Here is a 25,947-nt window from a genome sequence, read left to right as displayed (position 1 = left end):
TATAATCAGGACAGAGCTTGATGAAGGGAGAAAATTAACGTGTTCCTGACTATTCTAAAAAAGGATTTGCGGCGCAAAAAGGTGATGAATACCGTTCTGCTGATCCTCATCATCCTCGCCTCCACACTAGCCGCAAGCAGCTCCAGCCTGATGTATTCCACCTCCAGCGCCCTGGGCAGCTTCATTGAAGCCAGCAAGGTGGCGGATCTTAATATCACGCTGGCCAATGACCCCGTCCATAACTCGGCAGTAGAGGACTGGGTGAAGCAGGAGAAGAAGGTGGAGACAGCTTATACAGAACGGCAGCTCAATCTCTTCCTGAATCAGGTTACGATGCCTGAAGGCCGTAAGAGCTTCGCGGGAAATGTAAGCTTCGTGTTATCCGCCATTCCTGAACAGGTGAACCTGGTCTTCGGTGAGGACAATGAGCGATATTCGCTTCGCCCGGGGGAGATCGGTCTTCCGGCCAGCCTGATGCTGGGCAGCGGTATCTTGCCGGGAGAGCAGCTGAAGCTTAAGTTCGGTGAGATTACGAGAACGTTCACGGTGAACGGTTACTTCAAGGATGCGTTCATGGGGGCGGATCTGCTTGGACTGAAGCGCCTCATGCTGGCAGCAGAGGATTTCAAGGAAATAGAGAAGCTGGTGCCCGAAGATAAACGGATGAATCTATGGAGCTTCGTGGCGGCACCGGGTGTAGCATCTACGGAGATATCTTCTTCTTTTGCGAACAGTGATCTGCCCATCAGCTTCGAGGTGGATAAGGCGCTGGTTAAGATGACTTATATGACGGACCGGATCATCTCAGCCATGATGTTTGCGATTAGCGTGTTCCTGATCTTCATTGCCTTTCTGACCCTGCGCTTCACCATTGTCTCCACCCTTCAGGATGAATACAAGGAGATTGGCGTTATGAAGGCCATCGGGTTCAGGAACCGGGCGATCAAGCAGCTCTACCTGACAAAATATACAGGGCTGGCCTGTCTCGGCGGTGTCCTCGGACTCGGCATCAGTCTCCCCTTGACTGCGCTGATGTCCCGCAAAACCTCGCAGTATATGATTTTGCCCGGAGGCAGCATCAATATAATGATCTCGGCGCTTAGCACAGTAGTCATGATCGCATTCATTCTGCTGTTCTGCTTACTCTGCATGCGTAAGATTAACAAGGCATCGGCCATCGATGCCATCCGGCAAGGCCAGACCGGCGAACGCTTCAAGGCATCCCGCCGCATTCATTTACATACAAGCCGTTTCCTCCCGCCCCCGTTCTTCCTCGCGCTGAGCGATGTGCTGAACCGGCTCAAGAGCTATACGGCGCTCATCCTGACGCTAATCTTAAGCTCGGCGATCATCCTGATTCCGGTCAATCTGACCAATACCATTGTGACACCTAAGTTCCTGGAATATTTCGGGACGATCGGTGCGGATTTTTATAGCCCAACCGTTGTGGCAGAGAAATCCGTAGAGCAGATCCAGCAGGAGAAGGCGCTACTGTCCAAGCGGCTGAAGGATCAGGGCTTCGAGGCCGCGCTTACAGCGAATTACACGGTAAGTACCAAATATATCTCCGATAACGGACAGGCCAACCGGCGGATCAACGGCCAGAAGAATGATCAAAACGGGTCTGTTGAGATTCTGGAGGGGACGGCCCCGCTGCTGAAGAATGAAATTGCGATTACGACCATCATGTCCGGGAAATACGGGAAGCGGGTGGGCGACAATATTACTTTTGAAATCGGCGGGGTTAAGGGAACCTTCATGATCAGCGGACTGTTCCAAAGCATCTCCAATGAGGGGTATGCGGTCTGGATTGCCCGGGACTATGAGCTGAAGACGATATCCGCTTACCTGTTCTCCGGCGAACTCCATGCCCCAGAGCAAGCAAAGGCGGGGATGATGAAGGAAATTCAGGAGCAGTTCCCGGAACAAGGCATCAAAACCTCGCTCGAACTGCTGGGAGAGATCACCGGTGGCTTCATGGGCCAGCTTCACAGCATCAATAGACTGCTTACGGCTATCATCTGCATGATTACGTTCTTCATCACTAGCTTGTTCGTCAGACTGATGATTGCGAAAGAGGTCCATGGCATTGCTGTCATGAAAAGCATCGGCTTCACGAATGCCGCGATCCGGCGGTGGCAGGCACTGCGTATTCTGATCATTATGTCCGTCTCGCTGGTGCTGGGCGTAATCGCTGCGAATACCCTTGGCAGCCGCCTACTCGGTCTTATCTTCCGGATCTTCGGACTGACCAGCCTCCGGCTGAATATTATTCCGCTTCAGGTCTATCTGCTGTATCCGCTGCTGATCCTGGCCGTGGTTATGCTGGCAGTGTACACCAGCTGCGGCCAGATCAAGCGTGTGCAGATATGGAACATGAATAAAGAATAGGCTTATATTTTAAAAGAAAAAAAGGAGTGTCGAAATGGCAGCAGTACTTGAAGTAACTAACCTATGCAAGACTTATATCGTCAATAAAGGTCAGAATAATGTTCTGCGGAATATAAATTTCACGCTTCATGCAGGAGAGTTCGTGTCTGTCATGGGGCCGTCCGGTTCGGGCAAGTCTACGCTGCTCTATACCGTCAGCGGGATGGACCGGCTTACTGCGGGTGAGGTGGTTTTTGACGGAGAGAGTCTCTCGCGGCTCTCGGAGAAGGGCATGGCTGAACTGCGGCTGCACAAAATGGGCTTCATCTTCCAACAGATGCATATGCTGAGCAATCTCTCCGTTTATGATAATATTATTCTATCAGGCTATCAGTCGCTGAGCGGCAAGGGAAGCGGACAAGGACGCAGCCGCAGCGAGGTGAATCAATATGCCGATGAGCTGATGCGGAAGCTGAACATTATGGAGACGGCGGGCCATGACATTACAGAGGTGTCCGGCGGACAGCTGCAGCGGGCCTGCATCTGCCGGGCGCTCATCAACAAGCCGGCAATGCTGTTCGCCGATGAGCCGACAGGTGCGCTCAATTCCAAAGCTGCACAGGAAGTCATGTCCGAGCTCTGCCGGATCAACCGGGAAGGAACAACGCTGATGGTGGTTACACATGATGTGAAGGTAGCCGCGCAGAGTGATAAGGTGCTGTATATGGTGGATGGCAATATTCAGGGCGAGCATGTGCTGGGCAAATATATGCCGGAACAAGGCCCGAGGGAACGCGAACGCAGCCTGACCGGCTGGCTGATGGAGATGGGCTGGTAGGAAGCTGCAAGCAGCAGGAGGAGAGAGGCGTGGCGGACATTCTGATCATTGAGGATAATGCGGAGCTGGCAGAGGTGATGAAGGATTTTTTGCAGGTGGAAGGATATTCTGTATGCAGTATGGCCTCTGCGGAAGAGGGCTTGGCTTACTTGGAGACGAGTGCAGTCAAGCTGCTGCTGCTCGATATTATGCTGCCGGGGCTGGACGGCTTCGCCGTATGCAGAATCGCCAGGGAGAAGTACAATTTGCCGATTCTGATCATGAGCGCACGCCACGGGGATGAGAGCAAGATTATCGGACTTGAGCTGGGAGCAGACGACTACCTGGAGAAGCCCTTCTCGGCTCCGCTGCTGACGGCCAAGGTCAAGGCGCATCTGCGGCGGAGCTATGAGATGAACGAGAACAAGCTGCTGCTGACCGATGGCGAACTTACAGTGAACCAGACTGCAAGATCAGTGTATAGAAGCGGCCAGCCGCTCGGGATGACGGCCAAAGAGTACGAGCTTCTGGTGCTGCTTATGAGCAACAAAGGCAAGGCGCTGCGCAAAGAGTGGTTGTTCCAGCAGGTGTGGGGAGCAGACAGCTTCAGTGAGCCGTCCACACTGACCGTACATATGAACAAGCTGCGGGACAAAATCGAGCAGAACCCCAAAGAGCCCAGACGCATCGTCACCGTCTGGGGAGTGGGATATAAATATGAAGGCATTTAACAGGCTGATGCTCTGGACATTACTTCTCGGTCTGACGTTCATAGCGGCTCTGAATGGATATGTATCCTACAGGGAGACAGGGGCAGGGACACCCGGGAAGGCTTATAGGATAGAGATAGGCCGGATCTATGACCAGGTGCAGCGTGGTATTCCTATGGAGGAACTGCTGCCGGATGTGAACCGGTACACCTACGTGAACGGCTTAAGCTGGATCGGGAAGGAAGCGGGACCGGATGTGGTTCAGCGCTTTTTTGCCGGTATCGGGGTGGAGGACGCAAGTGAATTCATGGTCAAGCCCTTGTATGCGGACCAGCAAAGCACAGGATATTTAAGGTTCTCTTACCGGATGCCCGGGCCGGATGTACATACGCTTCTGGTGTTGAATCTGTTCCTGCTGGCGGCGCTTGGCGCGGTTATGGTGCTGCTGTTCTACATCCGCAAGCAGATTCTGCGGCCGTTCCATACGCTGCAGGAGCTTCCCTACGAGTTATCCCGGGGACAGCTTAACATAGGCATGAAGGAGCACCGGAGCCGGTTCTTCGGCCGGTTCGTCTGGGGGCTGGACCTGCTGCGGCAGACACTCGATGCCCAGAGAGAGACGAATCTCCGCCTGGAAAAAGACCGCCAGACGCTGGTCGCGTCCCTCTCGCATGAGCTCAAAACCCCAGTTGCCACGATCAGGCTTTACGCCAGCGCCCTTGCGGATAGCCTCTATGACAGTGAAGTCAAGCGGCAATCGGCCGCCCGGATGATTGGTCAGCAAGCAGAGCAAATGGAGCAGCTGATCGGCGGGATCATCACTGCTTCCGTCTCTTCTTTGCAGAATATAGAGGTGGTTCCGGGAGAGTTCTATCTGAGCGGGCTGGTCGGCAAGGTCATCCGTAACCATAAGGAGCGGCTGGAGCTGCTGAAGGTGGAGCTTGAAGTAGGTGCTTATCAGGACAAGCTGCTGCTTGGGGACGAAGAACGGCTGCATGAGGTGCTCAATAATCTCATAGAGAATGCCATTAAGTATGGAGACGGCAAGTCTATCTCTATTACCTTCCGTGAGGAGGATTACCGCCAGCTGATTGAGATCGGGAATTCCGGAGAGCCGCTGCTCCTGAGCGAGCTGCCCCACATCTTCACCAGCTTCTGGCGCGGGTCCAATACGGACGGCAAGCCGGGCAACGGCCTCGGACTCTTCATCTGCAAGCAGCTGCTGCAGAAGATGGGCGGCGATATTTACGCGGAGCCGATGGAGCGGGGAATGCGGTTTGTGCTGGTGCTGCGGTATTGAGTTGAGATACATACATGGAGGGAAGCGTAATGAATGAGCTGAATAAGCTTTTGGAGCTGCAACCTGAGAATTTTGCTGCAGTTCATGATTTATATGCCGGTAAAAAGCATCACCTTCCTGCCTTATCCGTCCTGCTGGAGAATTATCCCGGGCGGGTATTTGCTGATCATACGGAAGCGCCGGCCCTGGCTGTGGTATGGGCTACTGGGAGATGGATGTATGCTGCCGGAGATATCAGTAGTGAGAATAACCGCCTGAAGCTAATGACCTTTTTGCAGACGGTAGTCGTACCTGATTGCCAGCAGAGGCAAGAGAACGGGTTCGAGATCTATACGGAAGATAGTGATTCATGGACGGAACTACTTACGCTTGAGATTGCCGGGCTGAGCGTAGACAGACATATGGAGTCGGTCTATGAATTCAATAGCGAACGATTTATTCAGCTGAGAAACAGGCGTGCTGCTATCCCCTTGGAGGGAGATCTATCTGTCACCTATGAGGAATTTCCTGTTCTCGCCTTACCGGAGCATTATAGGTCTGCAAGAGAGGACAGATTCGTTGGGCTGACAGCCTCTGGTGCTGTAGTGAAGGTTAGGGATAAGGTAGTCTCCATCTGCAAAAATAACGGCTTCGGCGTGAATAACAGGTACTTCATTGATGTAGATACTTATGCAGAATCCGAGCGCGGGAAGGGCTATGCTACGCTCGCCGCTGCATCGTTAATTAGTTACTATCTCGATCAGGGAATGCTGCCCTTATGGGAAACAACGCATGAGAATACGGCTTCCCATAAGCTCGCGCTTAGGCTCGGCTTCGAGCCGGTGGAGAGTTATCCGGTGTTTGCTTTTGTCATATAAGGCTAGTACCTTTTATCGTAGAGGAGTGGTATTAATGAAGAGGTTAGCAATCCTTACAGTCGGTAAAACGCATAGCGGGAAGACCACCTTTGCCAGAGAATTAGAGCAGTGCTTGCCTGAGTCGGTTATTATTGACCGGGATGACCTTGCGGAATTCATCAATACTCATTACGAAAGTCTCCTGCCCAAGCAGGGGGCGAATACGCTTAAGGACGCTCTTACCCGAACGTTAGTGGATTATGCCGTTCATGAGTCGGAGCAGCACATCATCATGTGTAACAATAACTCCAATAGGGAAGGCCGGCTGCGAATGCTGGATTGGTTTCACCAGAAGGGATTGGTTACAGTGCTGGTACATTTCAATCTGCCCGATGAGCTGCTGTATTCGCGTATAGCGAGTAGTGAACGAAGTACTGCTATCCTTAGAAAATCAAAAAGCTTCGATGTAGTGCTGACCCGGCAAATCGCGGATTCACAAAAGGGGCTGGCGCAGCAGCCAACAGAGAGTGAGTCGGAGCATCTGTTTGTAATCAACGACAGCGATGAAGTACCCGGTACGATTCAGAAGATCGTCCAGATCGCAGGCGGGAAGTGAAGTCCTCCCTACCAACTGGACCTGACCGCCCAAACCCTTCATAATAAGAAGAGTTGTGAACGGTTCCATACAAACTCATAAACGGAGGTTCATAGGATGAAATACCGCGAGCTGGGAAATACAGGTCTGTCTGTCAGTGAGGTCAGCTTTGGCACTTGGGCAATTGGCGGGGATTGGGGCAGCAGTAAGGATGAGGACGGGCTGAGAGGCTTGCAGGCGGCGATGGAGCAGGGCGTGAATTTCTTCGATACTGCAGATGTCTATGGCGGCGGCCATGCGGAGGAGCTGCTCGCCAAGGCGACCCGGGGGAAGCAGGATGAGATACATATCGCCACGAAGTTCTGCCGCGCCGGTGATATACATGACCCGGAGAATTACTCCGCGCGCCGGATCAGTGAATACTGTGAGCAGAGCCTGCGCCGTCTGGAGCGGGAAGCGATTGATCTGTATCAGATTCACTGTCCGCCGATGGAGATTCTGCGTGATGGGAGTGTATTCGCGGCGCTGGAACAATTGAAGGCCGAGGGTAAAATCCGTCACTACGGCGTCAGCGTTGAGACTATCGAGGAGGGCTTGCTCTGTTTGGAGTATCCTGGCGTTGCAGCGCTTCAGGTGATCTTCAATCTGTTCCGGCAGCAGCCGGCACAGGAGTTATTGCCGCAGGCTGCGTCCAAGGGTGCAGGAATTCTGGTGCGTCTGCCGCTGGCCAGCGGTCTGTTGACCGGCAAATTCACGACGTCCAGTACCTTCCAGGAGAATGATCACCGGAAATTCAATGCGAACGGGGAGCGGTTCAATGTGGGCGAGACCTTTGCCGGACTGCCTTTTGGTAAGGGTGTAGAGCTGGCGCAGAAGCTGGATTGGATAGCTGAAAGACGCGGCAATATGGCACGGGCCTCTATGCGTTGGATTCTAGACCATCCGGCAGTCAGCTGTGTGATTCCGGGCTTCAAGAATGAGGCTCAGGTGAATGATAATCTGGCCACACTGGATGTACCCTCCTTCAGCCCAGGGGATAAGGAGCGCCTGGCTGCCTTTTACCAGTCAGAGGTGGTTCCGCATATCCGTGGAGAGGTGTAGCGATACTCTATGAATATAACTGTCGGACTGCTCGCCCATGTAGATGCCGGGAAGACAACCTTCGCCGAGCAGCTGCTCTACCATACAGAAGCCATCCGCAGCAGGGGGCGTGTGGACCATCAGGATACGTTCCTGGACACCCATGAGATTGAAAAAGCACGCGGGATCACCGTCTTCGCCGATCAGGCGGAGTTCACCTATAAAGATGCCCGCTATTTCCTGCTGGATACGCCGGGCCATGTCGATTTCTCCCCGGAGATGGAGCGCTGTCTGCAAGTGCTGGACTATGCAGTGGTGATTCTCAGCGCGGTGGAGGGTGTAGAGAGCCATACCGAAACGCTCTGGCAGCTGCTGCGCCAGCACCGGATTCCGACCCTGTTCTTCATTAACAAAACCGACCGTGCAGGCAGCGACCCTGAGCGCGTCCTGGAAGAGATCCGGCAGCTGCTTAGCGGCGATGCCTTGCTGTTGACGGAGCAGCCGGAAGCTGCGTGGACCGAGGAGATGAAATCGTTCCTTGCCGAACGAGAAGAGACGCTGCTGGAACCCTATCTTGAAGGCACGCTTACGGACGGCGATTACCGCAGTGCGCTGAAGACTATGGTGAAGCGCGGAGAGATTTTTCCGTGTATGCACGGCTCTGCACTGCTGGACCAGGGTGTGGGTGAATTTCTGGAGGTTCTGGATGCGCTCACGTTCACGGAGTACGATCATACGCTGCCTTTTGCCGGGAGGGTCTACAAGATCCGCCACGATGCCAGAGGTACCCGCATTACCTACATCAAAGCGCTGCAGGGCGTTCTGAAGAACCGCGAGAGCTTGGCTTATGGCCCTGAAGCGGAACAAACTTCCGAACGGATTACCGGAATCCGCAAGTATAACGGTACTGCTTATAGCGCTTCTGACTGGGCTGCCGCCGGGGAGCTGTTCGCCGTTGTCGGCCTAAGCTCCGTGCTACCCGGTGCGGGAGTGGGCGCACTTCAGGACGCGCAGGGCAGCGGACTTATACCCACCTTGAAATCCAAGGTGCTCTTCAAGCCGCCCGTGCACCTGAAGGAGCTGATGCATGCTTTCGGACAGCTCGGCGTGGAAGATCCGTCACTGAATGTAAGCTGGGATGAAGATCTCCAGGAGCTGCATATCCATGTGATGGGCGGGATACAGCTTGAGATTCTGGAGCAGATCGTGGCGGAGCGGTTCCGGCTTAAGATCTCGTTCGGCCCGCCGGAGATTCTCTACAAGGAGACCATTGCCGGTAGGGTCTATGGCTGCGGGCATTTCGAGCCGCTGGGCCACTACGCCGAGGTTCATCTGATGCTTGAGGGAGGGGAACGCGGGAGCGGGATCACGTTCATGAACCGCTGCCACCCGGATGATCTCGCGGCAGGCTATCAGCATCAGATTGAGCAGCATCTGCTGGAGAGCGGCCATCACGGCCTGCTGACCGGTTCCCCGCTGACAGATCTGAAGATCACCTTGCTGACGGGAAAGGCGCATAATAAGCACACGAGCGGCGGTGATTTCCGGGAAGCGGCTTACCGCGCCTTACGCCAGGGGCTGGAGCAGGCAGAGAATCTGCTGCTGGAGCCGGTCTACGATCTGAAGATTAGGATAGATCCGGACGATGTGGGAAAGGTTATGAGTGATATTCAGCAAGCCGGCGGCCGCTTCAATCCCCCGGATATTTCACCGTCCAAGGCGGTAATTACGGGCACAGTTCCGGCGGCAAGCTTCATGAATTACGGGGTGAGACTGGCGTCGATGACGCAAGGCAAAGGAGCGATGTCGCTCAGAGTAGCCGGATATGAGCCCTGCCACCAGACCGGGGCGGTGGTGGAGCAGCGGAATTATAATAAAAATGCAGACCCGGCCTACTCCTCGGCGTCTATTTTTTGCGCCAAGGGTGAGGGATATGCTGTGCCCTGGGAAGAGGCCGGACAGCATATGCATATTCAAGCAGCAAGCAGGAACGGGTACACTGTTCTTAAACGGGCAGCTCCGTTTCAGCGTGACGTAGAAGGAAAGGTGCAGACTAACAATGAGTAATGTAATAGATAAGGTAGCTTGGATCTATGTTGTGGACGGCAAGGTGCTGGGCGCGCGTTCCACAGGCAAGGACACCTATTATTTCCCCGGCGGTAAGCGGGAGACCGGTGAGAGTGATGCCGAGACTCTGATCCGCGAGATTGAGGAGGAGCTGTCGGTTCAGATCCTGCCGGAGACGATTGCAGCGTTCGGAAGCTTCGAGGCTCCGGCCCATGGCAAAGCGGAAGGCGTACTCGTGCGGATGACCTGCCTGACCGCAGATTTCACAGGCGAGCTTGCCCCGGCTTCGGAGATTGAGGAGCTGGCCTGGTTAACCTATAAGGACATAGACCGGGTATCGGCGGTCAGTGTCATCATCATGGACAAGCTGCGGGAGATGAATCTTATCTCCTAAGAGTCCGGTGTGCAATCATCTTGTGCCGAAAAGTCTATGCAAGCCCGTTTTGAGCCGGAATCCGGCCTGAAACGGGCTTGTTGTCTCTTTAGCAGGGCGATGCATGCGGCGCGGCTAGCAGACTTTTACCGAATAGGACATATGTCCTTTTCCAATCCGGCGAACTGGCTTTTAATAAGTACAGAGAAGCAAAAAGAGGAGAGAGACAGATGAGAGGGATCATATTCGCATTTTTGGCCGGGGCCTGCATTACGCTTCAGGGGGTAGCCAATGCCAGAATCAGTCAGGATATCGGCACGTGGCAGGCGGCAACCATTACCCAGCTTACCGGATTCATTATGGCGTTAGCGATAGCGCTGGTGGTACGGGACGGCAAAAAGCACGGCTTCCGCAAGGTACATCCGCTATACATCAGCGGCGGCGGTCTGGCCGCCTTCGTGATTTTCAGTGAGGTAACGGCGATTCAGAACATCGGGGTTACGCTTACGATCTCGGCGCTGCTGATTGCCCAGCTCTGCCTGACGTTTATCATTGATATCAGGGGCTGGTTCGGAGTCGTCCGGCAGAAGATGAAGCTGCCGCAGTTTATCGGCATCGGGATGATGATTCTCGGAGTAGTTGTACTGAAGTTCTAAACGAAGGGAGCAAGAGATATGTTAGCAGGATTAGTACTTGCACTGATCGCGGGCGCGCTGGTCAGTTTACAGAATATTTTCAACGCCAAGGTTAATGAGCACACGGGCTCCTGGTCAACTACTACACTGGTGCTGGGCATGGGCTTCGCCGCCTCCCTCGTCATGGGGCTGATTATGGAAGGAAAAAATATGTTCACGCTCCAGCACATGCAGCCCTGGTACTGGTTAAGCGGGATGATCGGCGTGGGGGTCGTAATCTGCCTGGTTCAGGCCACTAGAATCCTTGGCGCTACCTATGCCATCTCGATTGTACTTACTGCCCAGCTCGGCTTCGCCTTGCTCTGGGATTCACTGGGCTGGCTGGGCCTGGCAAAGGTTCCGTTCTCGTTCAACCAGCTAATCGGCGTGCTGATCATTGTTGGCGGCATCCTGGTCTTCAAGCTGGGCGGCACAAGTAATGCCAAAGAGCCCGCCGGTACCCCAGGTTCCGGCAAGCCGCAGGGGGCACTGCATACGGATTAACGGAAGCATTTGCATTAACGGACAAGAGCGTGCACCGCAGGAATGCGGATGGCACGCTTTTTTATGTGTGTGGAAAACCGAATACAATGGTGGGTGCTGGGGTGCGTGGGCCGAATGTATGCGGAAAACCGAATTCATTGGTGGCTGTGAGGGCGCATGGGCCGAATGTATGCGGAAAACCGAATACATCGGTGGTTGCGAGGGCGCGTGGGCCGAATGTATGCGGAAAACCGAATACATTCGAAAGCTACTACTGCTGCGCGGGCATAAACTAGCCAAAAGTAGTGAATCAGGTGCAGAAGTGCACCTGAATTCGCCAGACAAACCCAAAAGCGGCAAATGAGGTGCAGAAGTGCACCTGAATTCGCCAGACACACCCAAAAGCGGCAAATGAGGTGCAGAAGTGCACCTGAATTCGCCAGACAAACCCAAAAACGGCAAATGAGGTGCAGAAGTGCGCCTGAATTCGCCAGACAAAACCAAAAGCGGCAAATGAGGTGCAGAAGTGCACCTGAATTCGCCAGACGCACCCAAAAGTGGCAAATGAGGTGCAGAAGTGCGCCTGAATTCGCCAGACACATCTAAAAGTGGCAAATGAGGTGCAGAAGTGCGCCTGAATTCGCCAGACACATCTAAAAGTGGAAAATGAGGTGCAGAAGTGCACCCGAATTCCTAGGAGGCAGCCATACAAGTTTGTGTACACCTCAAATAACTGGCGAACGGAGAAGCCAGGCTCTGCCGGCCACTCTCAACCCTGTCCGAGTGAAGCGACCCTTCTGCCTGCCAGTGCGTGCTGCCAGCGCTGGTAAGTCTCCCAGGCCTGGCCGTTGTCCAGCAGAGGCTTGCAGGTATAGACGCCTTCCTCGATAGAATTCACACGCCCGGCGGCATGCAGTCTGGCAGCGGCGTTAAGCAGCGTCTGGTTATAGTAGGCCATATGTCCGCCGCCTTGCAGGACCTCCTCTGCCGTACGCAGTTGCCGGAGAGCCGTCCATTCCTGCTCCACAGGTACGGGAACCTCCAGGCCAAGCGACTCGGGGTCTATGATATCCAGCTCCGCCGCACCATCCTGAATCCGGTATACGCGGTTCGGCCGGTCAATGTACAGATCCTCCGAGCCTTCCACACCCTGCACCACCAGCCCCCGCTGATAGCCGAGCTTCACAATGAGCCGGGAGATCCGGTCGAATACCGTATTATGGAATATCCCGAATACAATAAACGGCGAACAGGAATAGTCGATCAGCTTCTCAGCCGTATTGAAAATCGTCCGCATCCCAATGTCCTCCCGGAGTCTGCGAAGCTCCCCCAGCGGCGGGCACCACTGCTCCGACTTCACGAACAGAACCCCGCCGGCTTCAGCGGCATGAACCGCGTCGCTGCGGCTCAGTCCAGCTACATCCACTCCGCTGGCCTGGATAATATCCTGAAGCGTAATGCCCCATTTAGGCGGCAATCCCGCTGAACCATGCAGGGTAACCGGCAGACCTGCGGCCGATAGCAGAAAGGCCGTGGGGAAGGTGGCGATGAAGGAATGTACCCTGCCGTCATACGGACCGGCGCAGTCGATTCCCTGATGAACAGGCTCACGGAAGGCGTATTTACGGCAGACTGCCACAAAAGCCTCCAGCTCCTCCAGGCTCTCCAGCTTCATGCGTTCTGCGATCAGGAACGCGCCGATCTGCACCGGCGAAGCGGCCCGGGTGAGTATGGCTTCCGCTGCATATTCGGCTTCCCCGTAGCTTAAATCCTTCGCACCGCGTTTGCCGCGGGCAACTTCCTTGAGAATATTAATCATATGGTGTTCTCCTTAAGTTTGATCCTGCAGCATCTGGTAGACCTTGACGATGGAGGTTGCTACATCCACGATCCGTTTACGTTCATTCATCGCCTGCTTGCGCAGCAGGTCATAGGCTTCGGATTCGCTGATATTCTTGGCCTTGGACAGAATGCCCTTGGCCATATCGATCCATTTACGTTCTTCAATCCGGGAGAGCAGCTGCTCCCGTTCCTTCAGCCATTGCTTGCGCTCGAAGCATTGCCTGGCACTGAAATGCAGCGTCCAGTGAATCTCCGGCGGCTTCATAGCAGGGGATAGAATGCCGTCCACCATAATATCGTCGCCGCAGGCAGAGACGGAGAGGTTAGCGGTATGCGGGGTACACCACCAGATTACTGGCGCAAGCTTATGCTGCACCAGCAGGGTTCTCCAAGGGCTGATATCCGTCACCGGAAGATTGAGGATGAAGGCATCGGCGTCACCGATGAACGGAGCCGCTTGCTCCGGTGACGCTGCAGTTCCTACTACATAGCCGCAAGAGCTTAAGATGTGATCAGGCCCTTCAGAGGAGCGCGCTTCTGCGGGATTCTCTGTTCCAGCAGGTTCTATTACGAGCAGGGAATGCATGGGGGACGACGCTCCTTTTACAGTAAGAATAGAGACATCATGAATAGTTGCTGACAATCCAATTACAGGAATGATTATGTTATATTATATAACACGAATTCAGCATTCTTGTCGATGAATTAAATTAATTAAATTTTATATGTCATAATTATTGACGTATCACAGACGGCTGTAGTATAGTCGTTTTAACAAATTCAACAATTCACGAATACAACGATGTATTCGGCTGAAGCGGCAATGGCGCCTGCTCTCACTTATATCGCTTACGGGAAATGTATCTTTTCCGGGCGGAGTGAAGCGGGCTATTTCTGTTGTGCACCTGGAGAGGAGAGAGATACAGATGACAGTGAAGCGTAAAAAACTGATAGTAGTCGGCAATGGGATGGCGGGGGTCAGAGCCATAGAGCATCTGCTCAAATTGGCGCCGGAGGCTTATGAGATTACGATCTTTGGCACCGAACCTTATCCCAACTATAACCGGATCATGCTGTCTTCCGTGCTGGCAGGCGGAGCAAGCCTGGACGAAATCGTAATTAATGATCTCGAATGGTACCGCAGCTTCAATATTACCTTATACACAGGACACACAGTGACTTCTATTAATACTACTGCACGTACAGTCTATACGGATAAAGGAGTTACCGCCGCTTATGACGAGCTGATTCTGGCGACCGGCTCCAATCCCTTCATGCTGCCGATCCCCGGAACGGAGAAGGAGGGCGTCATTGCCTTCCGTGACATCAAGGACACACAAATTATGCAGGACGTCTCGCAAAAATACGGCAAAGCCCTTGTCATCGGCGGCGGCTTGCTCGGACTTGAGGCGGCCAGAGGGCTGCTGCATCTGGGGATGGACGTCTCGGTGGTTCACATCCACGAGTATATTATGGAGCGTCAGTTAGACGAAGCCGCTTCCCGGATGCTGCGGGGAGAGCTGGAAGCTCAGGGCATGAAGTTCCTGCTGAAGAAGCAGTCAGAAGCCATTCTCGGCAAAAAAAGAGTCAAAGGCCTGCTGTTCGCAGACGGAGAGATGGCGGAGGCCGATCTGATCGTGATGGCGGTCGGGATCAAGCCGAATGTTATGCTTGCCCGCAGCAGCGGGATTGAGGTGAACCGGGGCATCGTGGTGAACGATTATATGGAGACCAGCCTGCCCGGCATTTATGCCGTCGGGGAATGTGCAGAGCATCGCGGCATTGCCTACGGTCTGGTAGCACCGCTCTATGAGCAAGGCGCTGTGCTGGCCAAAAGACTGGCAGGCGCTCCCACAGAGGGCTACGCCGGTTCGGTGACCTCAACCAAGCTGAAGGTATCCGGCGTCGATGTTTTCTCGGCGGGACAGTATATTGAACAGCCCGGTACGAAGGCGCTACGCTTCCAGGATGAGACGGAGGGAATCTACAAGAAGCTGGTCATCCAGGATGATAAGCTGATTGGTGCCGTGCTGTTCGGCGATACCAATGACGGTGCGCAGCTCTTCTCGATGATTAAGAAGGGCGAGAATATCAAGGGGCGAGAGAAGGAGTTGCTGCTTGGCATTCCAGCCGATGCGCTAGCTTCGCCCAAGGGCAACCGGCTGGAAGGGATGCCGGATGATGAGATCATCTGCGGCTGCAACGGAGTAACGAAGGGAACCATTGCCGAAGCGATAACCGCCGGAGGCTGCACCAGTGTCGGCCAGATCAAAGCCTGCACCAAAGCATCTGCCTCCTGCGGGGGCTGCAAGCCATTGGTAGAGGGACTGCTCCAGCTCTATGCCGGAGAGGCGGCCGTTACGGTCAAGGAGGGAATCTGCGGCTGCACGACGCTCGGACGGGATGAGATTGTCGCTGAGATCAAGCGGATGAAGCTGACCAGGGTGAAGGAAGTCATGCATGTATTGTCCTGGAACAACGAGGAAGGCTGCCCGAAATGCCGCCCGTCACTGAACTATTACCTGGGTATGCTCTGGCCGGAGGAATATGTGGACGAGAATGAATCCAGATATACGAATGAGCGCTACCATGCCAATATCCAGAAGGATGGAACTTATTCAGTGGTACCGAGAATCTACGGCGGGGTCACTTCTCCGGCGGAGCTGATCAAGATAGCGGAGGTCGCGGTGAAATACGATGTGCCCCTGGTCAAGTTCACCGGCGGGCAACGCCTGGATCTGCTGGGCGTGAAGAAGGAGGATCTGCCGAAGATGTGGGAGGAGCTGGATATGCCTTCCGGCCATGCCTACGGCAAGACGCTGCGCACCGTGAAGACCTGCGTAGGCTCCACCTTCTGCCGGTTCGGGACCCAGGATGCGCTGGGGATGGGGATTCGGCTGGAGAAGGCTTTTGAACGGCTGAATGCTCCGGGGAAGGTGAAGCTGGCTGTATCCGGGTGTCCGCGCAACTGTGCGGAAGCGACAATTAAGGACTTCGGGGTGGTGGCGATAGACGGCGGCTGGGAGCTGCATGTCGGCGGCAACGGCGGCGTACATGTCCGGGCGACCGATCTGCTCTGCGTGGTGAAGACCGATGATGAGGTCCTGGAATGGGCAAGTGCGTTCCTGCAGTATTACCGCGAGCAAGCCGGATGGAATGAACGGACTGCACAGTGGATCGAGCGCGTGGGTCTGGACAGCATCAAGCAGGCGCTGGAATCCCCGGAGGAACGGGCGTCGCTGGTGGAGAGAATTCAGAAGACGCTCAGCCTGACTACCGATCCATGGAAGCAGATTGTAAATACGCCGGAGCTGCGAAAGAATTTCGAAGCGATCTCGTTACCCGAGACGGTCTAAGGAGGAACCGAAATGACAATGACCAAACTGCTAATCGGCAATCTGAATGAAGTAGATATCAAAGGATCACGTAAATTGCGGGTAGGCGATACCGAGATTGCCTTGTTCCGGCTAAGCAGCGGAGAGGTGCTGGCGGTGGAGAACCGTTGTCCGCACAAGGGCGGGCAGCTCTCGGAGGGCATGGTCTGCGGTTCCAAGGTGCACTGCCCGCTCCATGACTGGCGGATCGAGCTGCATACGGGTGAGGTGCAGGCCCCCGATACGGGACATGTGACCACCTACGAGGTGGAAGTCGATCACGCCACAGGCAGCTTGTACTTAACGATCTGATTCATTCACACAGGTACACGTATAAAGGGGGATTCATAATGGACTATGTCAAACCAGGCGAAGTGCTAGGCTCCATGATTGAAGCGGGAAAAACCAAAGCAGAACTGGGCATCATGCAGCTCATTGTCCGCGGCGGTCTCGGCGGTGCCATTCTGGCCTGTGCAACTACACTGGCCTTCACCGCAGCGGCACAGACCAAGATCCCTATGGTGGGCGCGATTCTTTTTCCGGTAGGCTTCGTGATGATTATTCTCCTCGGGCTGGAGCTTGTCACCGGCAGCTTCGCCTTGATTCCGCTGGCCGTGCTGGAGAAGCAGACCACCGTCAGGCGCATGCTGGGGAACTATTTCTGGGTCATTCTCGGGCATTTGATCGGGTGTGCCATCTATGCCGCCTTATATGGGCTGACGATCACGAAGATGGGCACTGATCTGTCGAACCCCATGGTACAGACGCTGATTACGGCAAGTGAAGGGAAGACGACGGCTTATCAGAGCCTGGGGGCAGAGGGACTGGGGTTGGCCTTTATCAAGGCGATGCTCTGTAACTGGATGGTTACGCTGGGCGCGGTGATGGCGATGACGTCGAAATCCACTTCCGGCAAAATCCTCGCCATGTGGCTCCCCATCCTGACCTTCTTCGGCCAGGGCTTCGAGCACACGGTTGTCAATTTCTTCGTCATTCCGGCGGGGATGATGCTTGGAGCGAATGTGACTATGGCGGACTGGTGGATCTGGAACGGCATTCCGGTGCTGCTGGGCAACTTCGCCGGAGGACTGTTGTTCACGGGCCTGTTATTCTACTTGTCGCAAAAAAGCAGCAAACCCGGCGCAACTACGGCAGCAGAGCTTCTGGGACGCGGAGAAACGGGGCTCCCGGGCACACCTGTCCTGGAGAAAAGCCTATGAAGCAGGGCAGCATATCCATTGTAGGTGCAGGTCCGGGTGATCCCGAGCTGATTACATTGAAGGCGCTGCGGCGCATTCAATGTGCCGATGTGATTCTGTACGACCGGCTGGTGAATGAGGACCTGTTGGACTATGCCAGGGGTGATGCCGTACGCATCTACTGCGGCAAAGCGCCGGGCCTGCATTCGATGCCGCAAGAGGCGACAGAGCGGCTGATGATCCGCCATGCCGCAGCCGGAAGCCATGTAGTCCGGCTAAAGGGCGGCGACCCGTTCGTGTTCGGCAGGGGCGGGGAAGAAGCGTTGTCCGCAGCCGCAGCCGGTATTCCCTATGAGGTGATTCCGGGAATCACCTCGGCGGTGGGTGCAGCCGCTTCTGCGGGCATTCCGCTGACCCATCGCGGTGTGGCGGCTTCCTTCGCCATCGTGACCGGCAGCCGCTGCCAGACCCAGGATTCGCCGCTGCGCTGGGATGCGCTGGCTCATGGTGTAGATACACTTGTGATTTATATGGGCGTAAGCAAGCTAGGGGAGATCTGCAAGGAACTGCTGGTACACGGCAAAGATTCACAGACCCCGGTTGCATTAATAGAGAACGGAACAACGGTGCGCGAACGGATCGTGACCGGCACGCTTGGCAATATAGACAAGGTCGCCGCCGCGATGAAGATCAGCAATCCGGCCATGATCATTATCGGCGAGGTAGTCCAGGTCAGAGCGGAGCTGCTGAATCTGGAGGAAGTCGTACGTTCGCAGATTGGGTGAAGCAGCATAGGCAGGTGTTGACATCTCCGGGCCGTGGGCCGGGTTATGGCAGCGCCTGTTTCTGTGTTATATTCAGGGAGGCGAATTTATCGATGATGTGGCATGCTGCACTGAAAGTCATATTTTCACATTCACAGTGACTGCTGTCACACGGGTCTGCGCAGATTAGGGACTATACTTGTCGCCTACAGATACAGCATAACGGACAGGTTGTCCTGAGAGGAGTAATTACAGATGCAGATTGAGCTTAATGCAATGACCCGCGAACGCCTGGAGCAGAGTCTGGACGGGAAGCCCGGGCAATTCAAAATGTTCTATGATACGGAGGACTGCGGCTGTAACGGCATGCTGGTCATCCGGGTAGTCAGCGAGCCTTCGCCGACAGATATTGTGTTTCAGACCGAGCCGTTCACCTTCCTGTGTGACCGCCAGCAGGAATTGCTGTTCGATGACGTTATGCGCCTCGAAGCAGAGGCCGGGTATCCTGCCTACAAGCTGACAAGTGATTCCACCTTGTTCGGGAGCAATATCAGGGTGCAGGATGCGCGGGGTTGAAGGAGATTTATAAAAAGGCCATCTACCCGCAGAGGGGAGATGGTCTTTATTAAAGGGAAAACCGAACATATAGGGCATGGCTAAGACTCGTGAGCTGATTGTAATCGAAAAACCGATTACAATTGGACTGGGCACGCCGCGTAGGCCGAATGTAATCGAAAAACCGATTACAATTGGACTGGGAACACCGTGTAGGCCGAATGTAATCGAAAAACCGATTACAATTGGAATGGGCACGCCGCAGCATCTGGCCCTGATGCGGCCCAAAGGTTGCTAATGAGGGTGCTATTTCGCAATAGTGCCCCTCATTTCGCTTGAGGCCCTCAGCTTAATAAGCAGTCCATCCGCCGTCTGCGGTAATGACTGCTCCATTCACAAAGCCTGCTTCCTCTGAAGCCAGGAATAAGGCGAGCTGTGCAATTTCGGCGGGCTGGCCCATCCGTGGATTAAGCGCCATGCCCGGCTGTGTGCGTTCCATGCCAAATGGATTGATATGGGTCATGGTTGAACCAATATTGGTCTCCACACCGCCCGGCGCAATTGCATTGCAGCGGATTCCCTTGGCAGCATACATGAATCCGGTATTCTTGGTAAAGCCGATAACCGCATGCTTCGAAGCTGTATAAGCCGCACCTGCCCGGGCACCGAACAGACCGCCTACCGAGGCAACGTTAATAATTACACCCTGTTGTTTTTCCAGAAAAATAGGCAGTACCTTGCGCGTAGCACGCATCACCGAAGTTGTATTAACGGCGAGCACCCGCTCCCAGCTCTCATCCTCAATATCACCCGCCGGTTCAAAGTTATCCATGATCCCTGCATTATTCACCAGAATATCTACAGTGCCGTAGGTGTTGACTGTACTGTCGATCAGATTCTGGATGTCAGACTCGTCTGCAACATTTGCTTGTACCGCTAGGGCTTCCCCGCCGCCAGCTTTAATGTCACCGGCCACTGTCTCCGCAGCTTCCAAATGAATATCCGCGACTACCACCTTGGCCCCTTCCTTCGCATACAGGACGGCAATCGCCTTTCCCATCCCGGACGCCGCCCCGGTAACTACTGCCACTTTGTTGTGTAGTCTCATATACATGCCTCCGTTTATAGTGATATTTCCTCTGTTCTAAATTGATTGAACTTGAAAATGTACTGTAAGGGAAACGTGACGGAGGAGAATTTTGGAACTGTAGGAGCGATAGCGTCCGCCTTTGTCACCGGATTTCAACCGCTAGGCACGGTTAAATTTAGAAATCTGGGGACAACAGCGGCCAGAGGGCCAAACATTCTCTGAAGTCACGGCAATCCCATAACAGGAAAAAACAAGTGAACCTATTTAGTATCTTTTGCTTCATAGTGTTTTATGCGCCGGGTTGACGCTGTCCTTCGCGAAGGCTTAACATATGGGCTATACAAGAGGGAAGAGGATGGAGCCTATGATTACGGCCGGACTAGATATCGGAACCACTTCCATCTCCGGGCTGCTATACGATCTGGAGAAGCGTACGATTCTGCATAGCCTTACGGAAGCGCAAGCGAGCCGGCCTTTCAGCCTGAATCAGAAATGGGAGCGGCTGCAGGACCCGGAATTGATTATGAAGCAGGTGGAACGTATAGTTGAACGTCTGCTGGCGCACCAGCCGGAAGTAACGGGAATTGGCTTAACCGGGCAGATGCATGGGATTGTCTATTTGGATAAAAGCGGGAGGGCAATAGGTCCGCTGTATACCTGGCAGGACGGACGGGCCGGACAGCTCACCGGAGGGGCGGGCAGTCCTACCTATGCGCAGCAGTTCAGTGACCTTACCGGTTACACTGTAGCTCCCGGCTTTGGACTCGCCACCCATTACTATAATGTGTGCCGACAGCTTGTCCCTGAGCGCGCAGTCGGCTTCTGCACGATTGCGGACTATATCGCGATGAGGCTGGCGAACGGTGATATTCCCCTGATCGATGCAACGCAGGCAGCGGGGATTGGAGGCTTCAGTCTGCGGACAGGAGATTTCGATAGAACCGCGATTCATTTAGCCGGGATCGAGCCTGCGTTTTTGCCGCAGGTCGTATCCTCCGGGACGGCGATCGGTAGCACATCACAAGGCATTCCCGTGTATACCTCGCTCGGGGATAATCAGGCCAGCTTCCTGGGCAGTGTGCCCCAGCTAGGAGATTCTCTGCTGCTGAACATCGGCACAGGGAGCCAGCTTTCGGCCTGGGTACCTGACTGTGATAACGCTCCTTCCGCGATGGAAGTACGCCCGTTCCCTGGCGGCGGGGTGCTGATGGTTGGCGCAGCCTTGAGCGGCGGCAAATCGTATGCCTTGCTGGAGGGATTCTTCCGGCAGGTGATCACCGCATACACCGGAGAAGCGCCGGCGGATGTCTATTCCGTGATGTCCAGGCTGCTCAGTGAACAGGTTCCGGGCAGCGGCAGCACAGCGCTTACGGTGAATACACAGTTCCTGGGGACAAGGACAGCCCCGGAGAAGCGCGGCAGTGTAGAAGGAATCACGCTGGAGAATTTTACTCCCGGCGGGCTGGCCCATGCTTTTCTACAAGGAATGGTAGATGAACTGCACGGCTTCCTGACAGAAATGGAACCGCAGGGTGCGAACACATTCACCCGTCTTATAGGCTCAGGCAATGCGCTGCGGACGAATCCGGTGCTGTGCGCCAAGGCCGAAGCAGCCTTCGGGCTATCGCTTGAGCTTGGTGAACATGCTGAAGAAGCGGCGGTAGGAGCGGCGCTCTGTGCCGCTGTGGGCAGCGGGGAGATCACCAGCTTCAGTGAAGCTGGTGCTTACCTTAGAGCAGAGCCCAGCTGAGTTAACAGGAAGGGGGCGGACCCGAAAGTGATTTACTATGAGCGGCGATAGCCCCTTGCAGAAATCGCCGGAAGCCCTGCTTGTTCTCCAGTTGTCGCAAGTTTTGGTTTGCTTTTAGAGGATGGAAGAGCCAACTCTCGGTTAAACAGTGGAGCGGGCAGAACGATCCGCGGACAAGCAAAGCGTTCGCCTTTGTGTCCGGATTTTCACCGCTAAGGGGGATGAAAAAAATCTGGATACAACAGCGATGGGAACAACGTTCTGTTTGCGGAGCGTCCACCCAAGTGCTCACATAGATTCTACCCATCTTCCCTGACACCGTCTGTCAGGGGAGTTTTACTATAATAGGCTATATCAAATAGTGATGGGAGAGTTGCAATATGCAAAACAGAAAAGCTTACCTATATGTATTCAATACGATGTCAGACTGGGAATACGGGTATTTGACCGCTGAACTGAATACAGGAAGATACTTCAAAAAGGGGACAGCATCATTAAGAGTCATCACAGTATCCGCAACCAAAGAATCGGTTACAACTATGGGCGGACTCACAGTACAGCCGGATTTAACCCTGGATGAGTGTAGATTGGCCAGCGGCGATCTTTTGATTTTACCTGGAGGGAATACGTGGGGAGAGGCGGAGAATCAGCCGGTCTTGGATAGGGCTCACGAAGCGCTCAAGCTCGGAGTGGCCGTTGCTGCTATTTGCGGGGCGACCACGGCGCTGGCGGATAAGGGGTATCTGGATGGTGTGCCGCATACAAGCAACAACCTGGATTACCTGAAAATGGTCAGCCCCGGCTATAAAGGGGAAGCTTATCATGAAGATGGGCCTGTAGCTGTCAGCGGGAAGCTGGTCACGGCATCAGGCATCGCTCCGCTGGAGTTCGCGAGGGAAGTGCTAAGGGTCTTAGAGGTATTTGCTCCAGCAACCTTGGACGCATGGTACAATCTTAACAAGACACAGGAGACCGAATACTTTTTCCAGCTCATGGGCTCGTTAGATCAGGGATAAACAGGAAATATTGTAACATCTATCATTGACAAAAAATATTATATATGCTATAATTTACATATTAATATTTTGTGTATATAATAAGGTTCTCCCGGCCGGGGGAATCTTATTTTTTATGGAGGAACCACCAATGAAGCAGAACGAGTCCAGCATGACTGCCTTAGTGGCCGCTTTTGGCCGAGCTTATCACAGTCAGTATGACAGTCCCAAGATTTTCAATGATGATGTGGTGCAAAAGCTGATATCACCGCAAGAGTTCGCGGATATCCGCGGGCATATGGTGCAGGGAATTGCGTTCTTCAGTCCCGAGATATCGGAGAGGTACCCGGATGATCCTGAAGCCATCTTGCGATGGATTGTCCAGGTTCAGTTATCCCCCATGCCGTTGGCACGTGCTGCCTACTGTGAGGCTATTGTGCTGCATGAACTGAGTCTCGGGCTGAAGCAGTATGTAATTCTTGGTGCGGGGCTGGACAGCTTTGCCTATCGTTATCCTGAACTAGGGGAGCAGCTGGAAATCTTTGAAGTGGACGCTCCTGCTACCCAGGCATCCAAACAGCTGAGGCTTAAGGAAGCACAGCTTGCGGTTCCCGGCAATCTTCATCTTGTTCCCATGGACTTCACGGGCGAATTCTCGTATTCCGGCCTTTATGAGCAGGGGTTCGATCCTGAGGTGAAGACGTTATTTAGTCTGCTGGGGGTATCCTACTACCTCACCAAGGAGGAGAATGCCCGCCTGATTACGGAGCTGCTCGCAAGGGTTCCCTCAGGAAGCTCTATCGTTCTGGATTATGCAGATGAGTATCTCATGGAAGAGCAGGGCGTGTCCGGCCGGGTGGCCAAAATGGTGCAAATGGCTGCTGCCAGCGGCGAGCCCATGCAGTCCTGGTTCAGTTATCCGGAGATGGAGGAGCTGCTGGCCGGGGCCGGTCTGCTGGTTTATGAGCACTTGTCACCGGCAGAGATCAACGAGAGGTTTTTCAGCGGCCGGAGTGATGCGCTATGCGCTTTTGAGACGATTCATTATATTCATGCGGTTAAGCGGTAGCATCCAGATGTCATAATCCTGTATTAAGTCGTCTCTTCATATATAAAAGCTTCCACCGCCGCTACCGCGACATTCCGGTCAGGATGGGAATTGTCGATCTGCGCCACCTGTGCAGGCGGAAGCGGCCAGGCTACGGTGCGGGGGCCTAGCGAAGCGCTGAAGTTCTCCCAATGAGCGAACTTCCAGGCGTCGAGTGCGGAATGTCTGCCTTCAAGCCGTTCACGGAATATGGCCGCATCCGCAAGTCCTACCATGACTACCTTGACCTCAACTTCCTCTAAAGTGCGCCCTACGCGCGCCAGTTCGCGGCCGATCCACTCCGGATCGGCCGCTTCTTTGGTGAAGGGACCCACCACATAGATATCGCTGGACAGGCCGATATTATCGAGCGCGGCATCCATAGTGATGCGGTAGCCAAGATCACGACATAGTCTTTTATACTCATCGGAATCTCTATCGTCAGGATCAAGCCCATACATAGTCATGATCGCGGTTGCTGCCGGACGCAGCAGAATATCCATATCGAACACCGCCGCCGGACGCCTGGCTGCAACAGCCTTGGCTAATGTGGTTTTGCCCGCGCCTCCGGGCCCGAGGAAAAAAACCAGCTTGTTCATCTGTCTCACTCCTTAAATTCCCTATAGTTACGCTGTATACGAATTTTAGTATAGCAGGAAGGGTAGCTTGCAACATTTTAATAATCAGTTTCAAATATTTTTTTGTTTTCAATACTTAAGAAAGTGATTTTTAGCTGAGCAGTAGGGTTCCATATTCTATTATCCTTGATGATTAGATATTTCTCTCCTCCGTATTGATACTCTCTAGTTTTTCCATCTATGAGTACTACATAGGTCTTAGCATCCCTCAAGACTTGTAAATTATTTATAATCAGTCCTATTGAGCCCTTCTCTAGCCCCCCGATGACAATCCCTTCTTTAATTAATCCCGTTGATTTAACATAATCAGAGGAACTTCGAAAAATATAAACATACGGTGAGCTAAAAATATAATACTCGTTGTTATCTAATTTCTGTATCGACACATGATCGAGGTTCTTGCTGTTAATAAATTGATCAATTTCTTTTTGGGTGATATCTTCTCTAACGCTACATCCAACTAACAGTAATAATAAACAAAAAAAGATTAGGTTTCTCCATTTAAAATTCATGTATCCTCCAACTATTTTATTGAATAAATTGTAATTTATTCACCCTTAAAGTATAGACACACAAAGTTGCATTTTACAAGGTTGCCCACTATCACTACTCTCAGCAAGTACTTATCATTGTGACAGCGATACGAAGGAAATGATATGATAGATTAACTATACATTGAAGCAGGAAACGAAGCAGATAGAGGGTAAAAGGAGGACAACTATATGATTACCATCCGTCCCATTGAGCGCAAGGATAATGCGGCCATTGAGGGGATTATCCGGGAGTGCCTGATTGAATTCGGCGGCAACCGCGAAGGGTTGGCCTGGGCAGATGACAGCCTGCATGACTTATATACCTATTATAATAGCGCGGCGAACCGTGCTTATTGGATTATAGAAGTGGACGGACAGGTGCTTGGCGGTTGCGGGATTGCGGCTTTTGATGAAACGCAGCAGATCTGTGAATTGCAGAAAATGTACCTGTCCGCAGCCATCCGCGGCCAAGGCGTTGCAGCAGAGCTGCTGGATACGGCGCTTGCCTTCGCTAAGCAGCATTACCGCAAGTGTTACCTGGAGACGCTGCTGACGATGCAGGCCGCTGGACGCTTCTATGTCAAGCACGGGTTCAGCACGCTCGATGGCCCGCTTGCCGGTTCCGAGCACTATGCCTGCGATGCATGGTATATCCGGGACTTACATGAACTTAATATTCTATGAACACATTTACATTCTATTGAAAAGGTCAATTATGGTGGTCAGATTCTGCCATAGTTGATCTTTTTTTATTCTTGGCTGCTCTCAATGATCACTTTCATTGAATTACCTATCTTTTCCGTAGAAATAGCTAT

The 25,947-nt window shown here is 53.6% G+C and carries 25 protein-coding genes; 20 read left to right on the top strand and 5 right to left on the bottom strand.

All coding sequences use genetic code 11. The features are described 5' to 3' along the window. Positions 1-39: 39 nt before the first annotated feature. From C162_RS09945 to C162_RS09895, 11 genes are all read left to right on the top strand, one after another. A complete protein-coding gene (locus C162_RS09945) occupies positions 40-2,391 on the top strand; it encodes an ABC transporter permease (RefSeq protein WP_036693977.1) in 2,352 nt (783 codons plus the stop codon). A 34-nt stretch (positions 2,392-2,425) separates the two neighbouring features. Then, a complete protein-coding gene (locus C162_RS09940; RefSeq protein WP_036693974.1) occupies positions 2,426-3,208 on the top strand; it encodes an ABC transporter ATP-binding protein in 783 nt (260 codons plus the stop codon). Positions 3,209-3,237: 29 nt separating this feature from the next. Next, positions 3,238-3,918, top strand: coding sequence for a response regulator transcription factor (locus C162_RS09935; RefSeq protein WP_036693973.1), 681 nt, complete (start codon positions 3,238-3,240; stop codon positions 3,916-3,918). After that, complete coding sequence (locus C162_RS09930; protein WP_051493363.1) at positions 3,905-5,197, top strand: sensor histidine kinase; 1,293 nt, start codon at positions 3,905-3,907, stop codon at positions 5,195-5,197. The genes C162_RS09935 and C162_RS09930 overlap by 14 nt, the downstream gene beginning before the upstream one ends. Before the next feature lie 29 nt (positions 5,198-5,226). Further along, entirely contained in the window at positions 5,227-6,054 is an 828-nt protein-coding gene (locus C162_RS09925; protein WP_036693971.1) for a GNAT family N-acetyltransferase, read from the top strand. A 34-nt stretch (positions 6,055-6,088) separates the two neighbouring features. After that, positions 6,089-6,649, top strand: a complete 561-nt coding sequence (locus C162_RS09920) for an AAA family ATPase (RefSeq protein ID WP_036693970.1) — start codon at positions 6,089-6,091, stop codon at positions 6,647-6,649. A gap of 96 nt (positions 6,650-6,745) precedes the next feature. Next, complete coding sequence (locus C162_RS09915; RefSeq protein ID WP_036693969.1) at positions 6,746-7,729, top strand: aldo/keto reductase; 984 nt, start codon at positions 6,746-6,748, stop codon at positions 7,727-7,729. A 9-nt stretch (positions 7,730-7,738) separates the two neighbouring features. Continuing rightward, entirely contained in the window at positions 7,739-9,775 is a 2,037-nt protein-coding gene (locus tag C162_RS09910; protein ID WP_084648876.1) for an elongation factor G, read from the top strand. Beyond that, the gene (locus C162_RS09905) at positions 9,768-10,169 is read left to right on the top strand and encodes an NUDIX hydrolase (protein WP_036693967.1); all 402 of its coding nucleotides are present in this window, start codon (positions 9,768-9,770) and stop codon (positions 10,167-10,169) included. The genes C162_RS09910 and C162_RS09905 overlap by 8 nt, the downstream gene beginning before the upstream one ends. Before the next feature lie 209 nt (positions 10,170-10,378). Continuing rightward, entirely contained in the window at positions 10,379-10,804 is a 426-nt protein-coding gene (locus C162_RS09900; RefSeq protein ID WP_036693966.1) for a DMT family transporter, read from the top strand. Between the two features lie 18 nt (positions 10,805-10,822). Continuing rightward, positions 10,823-11,326: a DMT family transporter gene (locus C162_RS09895; RefSeq protein WP_051493362.1), complete on the top strand. Its 504-nt coding sequence runs from the start codon at positions 10,823-10,825 to the stop codon at positions 11,324-11,326. A gap of 748 nt (positions 11,327-12,074) precedes the next feature. On the opposite strand, the gene C162_RS09890 is transcribed toward C162_RS09895, so the two are convergent. Together C162_RS09890 and C162_RS09885 are read right to left on the bottom strand one after the other, a co-directional pair. Continuing rightward, entirely contained in the window at positions 12,075-13,124 is a 1,050-nt protein-coding gene (locus tag C162_RS09890) for an anthranilate phosphoribosyltransferase (protein ID WP_036693964.1), read from the bottom strand. Between the two features lie 12 nt (positions 13,125-13,136). Continuing rightward, positions 13,137-13,733: an ANTAR domain-containing response regulator gene (locus tag C162_RS09885; RefSeq protein ID WP_036693962.1), complete on the bottom strand. Its 597-nt coding sequence runs from the start codon at positions 13,731-13,733 to the stop codon at positions 13,137-13,139. Positions 13,734-14,073: 340 nt separating this feature from the next. On the opposite strand from C162_RS09885, the gene nirB reads away from it, so the two are divergent. The 5 genes from nirB to C162_RS09860 all read left to right on the top strand — a co-directional run bounded on the left by nirB (position 14,074) and on the right by C162_RS09860 (position 19,060). Next, complete coding sequence (gene nirB / locus C162_RS09880; protein WP_036693959.1) at positions 14,074-16,503, top strand: nitrite reductase large subunit NirB; 2,430 nt, start codon at positions 14,074-14,076, stop codon at positions 16,501-16,503. 18 nt (positions 16,504-16,521) lie between these two features. Continuing rightward, positions 16,522-16,833, top strand: a complete 312-nt coding sequence (gene nirD / locus C162_RS09875; protein ID WP_036694211.1) for a nitrite reductase small subunit NirD — start codon at positions 16,522-16,524, stop codon at positions 16,831-16,833. Between the two features lie 38 nt (positions 16,834-16,871). Further along, positions 16,872-17,741, top strand: coding sequence for a formate/nitrite transporter family protein (locus C162_RS09870; RefSeq protein WP_036693956.1), 870 nt, complete (start codon positions 16,872-16,874; stop codon positions 17,739-17,741). Next, positions 17,738-18,505, top strand: coding sequence for a uroporphyrinogen-III C-methyltransferase (gene cobA, locus C162_RS09865; RefSeq protein ID WP_036693954.1), 768 nt, complete (start codon positions 17,738-17,740; stop codon positions 18,503-18,505). The genes C162_RS09870 and cobA overlap by 4 nt, the downstream gene beginning before the upstream one ends. A gap of 234 nt (positions 18,506-18,739) precedes the next feature. Next, positions 18,740-19,060 carry an iron-sulfur cluster biosynthesis family protein gene (locus C162_RS09860; protein ID WP_036693951.1) on the top strand — a complete coding sequence of 107 codons (321 nt, stop codon included), beginning with the start codon at positions 18,740-18,742 and terminating at the stop codon, positions 19,058-19,060. 328 nt (positions 19,061-19,388) lie between these two features. Here the strand turns inward: C162_RS09860 and C162_RS09855 are convergent, their stop codons facing one another. Further along, positions 19,389-20,147, bottom strand: coding sequence for an SDR family oxidoreductase (locus tag C162_RS09855; RefSeq protein WP_036693949.1), 759 nt, complete (start codon positions 20,145-20,147; stop codon positions 19,389-19,391). Between the two features lie 337 nt (positions 20,148-20,484). On the opposite strand from C162_RS09855, the gene C162_RS09850 reads away from it, so the two are divergent. The 3 genes from C162_RS09850 (at position 20,485) to C162_RS09840 (ending at position 23,943) form a co-directional block, all read left to right on the top strand. Next, complete coding sequence (locus C162_RS09850) at positions 20,485-21,879, top strand: sedoheptulokinase (RefSeq protein WP_051493361.1); 1,395 nt, start codon at positions 20,485-20,487, stop codon at positions 21,877-21,879. A gap of 380 nt (positions 21,880-22,259) precedes the next feature. Beyond that, the gene (locus C162_RS09845; protein ID WP_036693948.1) at positions 22,260-22,895 is read left to right on the top strand and encodes a type 1 glutamine amidotransferase family protein; all 636 of its coding nucleotides are present in this window, start codon (positions 22,260-22,262) and stop codon (positions 22,893-22,895) included. Between the two features lie 130 nt (positions 22,896-23,025). Beyond that, complete coding sequence (locus C162_RS09840; protein ID WP_036693946.1) at positions 23,026-23,943, top strand: class I SAM-dependent methyltransferase; 918 nt, start codon at positions 23,026-23,028, stop codon at positions 23,941-23,943. A gap of 23 nt (positions 23,944-23,966) precedes the next feature. Here C162_RS09840 and C162_RS09835 read toward each other — a convergent pair whose 3' ends face one another. Continuing rightward, a complete protein-coding gene (locus C162_RS09835; RefSeq protein WP_036693944.1) occupies positions 23,967-24,560 on the bottom strand; it encodes an AAA family ATPase in 594 nt (197 codons plus the stop codon). 77 nt (positions 24,561-24,637) lie between these two features. After that, entirely contained in the window at positions 24,638-25,111 is a 474-nt protein-coding gene (locus C162_RS09830) for a hypothetical protein (protein WP_036693943.1), read from the bottom strand. A gap of 210 nt (positions 25,112-25,321) precedes the next feature. On the opposite strand from C162_RS09830, the gene C162_RS09825 reads away from it, so the two are divergent. After that, the gene (locus C162_RS09825) at positions 25,322-25,816 is read left to right on the top strand and encodes a GNAT family N-acetyltransferase (protein WP_235218393.1); all 495 of its coding nucleotides are present in this window, start codon (positions 25,322-25,324) and stop codon (positions 25,814-25,816) included. Positions 25,817-25,947 lie beyond the last annotated feature (131 nt).

This window comes from Paenibacillus sp. FSL R7-269 (assembly GCF_000517865.1).
Taxonomy (GTDB): domain Bacteria; phylum Bacillota; class Bacilli; order Paenibacillales; family Paenibacillaceae; genus Paenibacillus_AQ.
The sequence above is the reverse complement of the archived record's forward strand: the minus strand, read 5'-3'. Positions and strand labels throughout refer to the sequence as shown.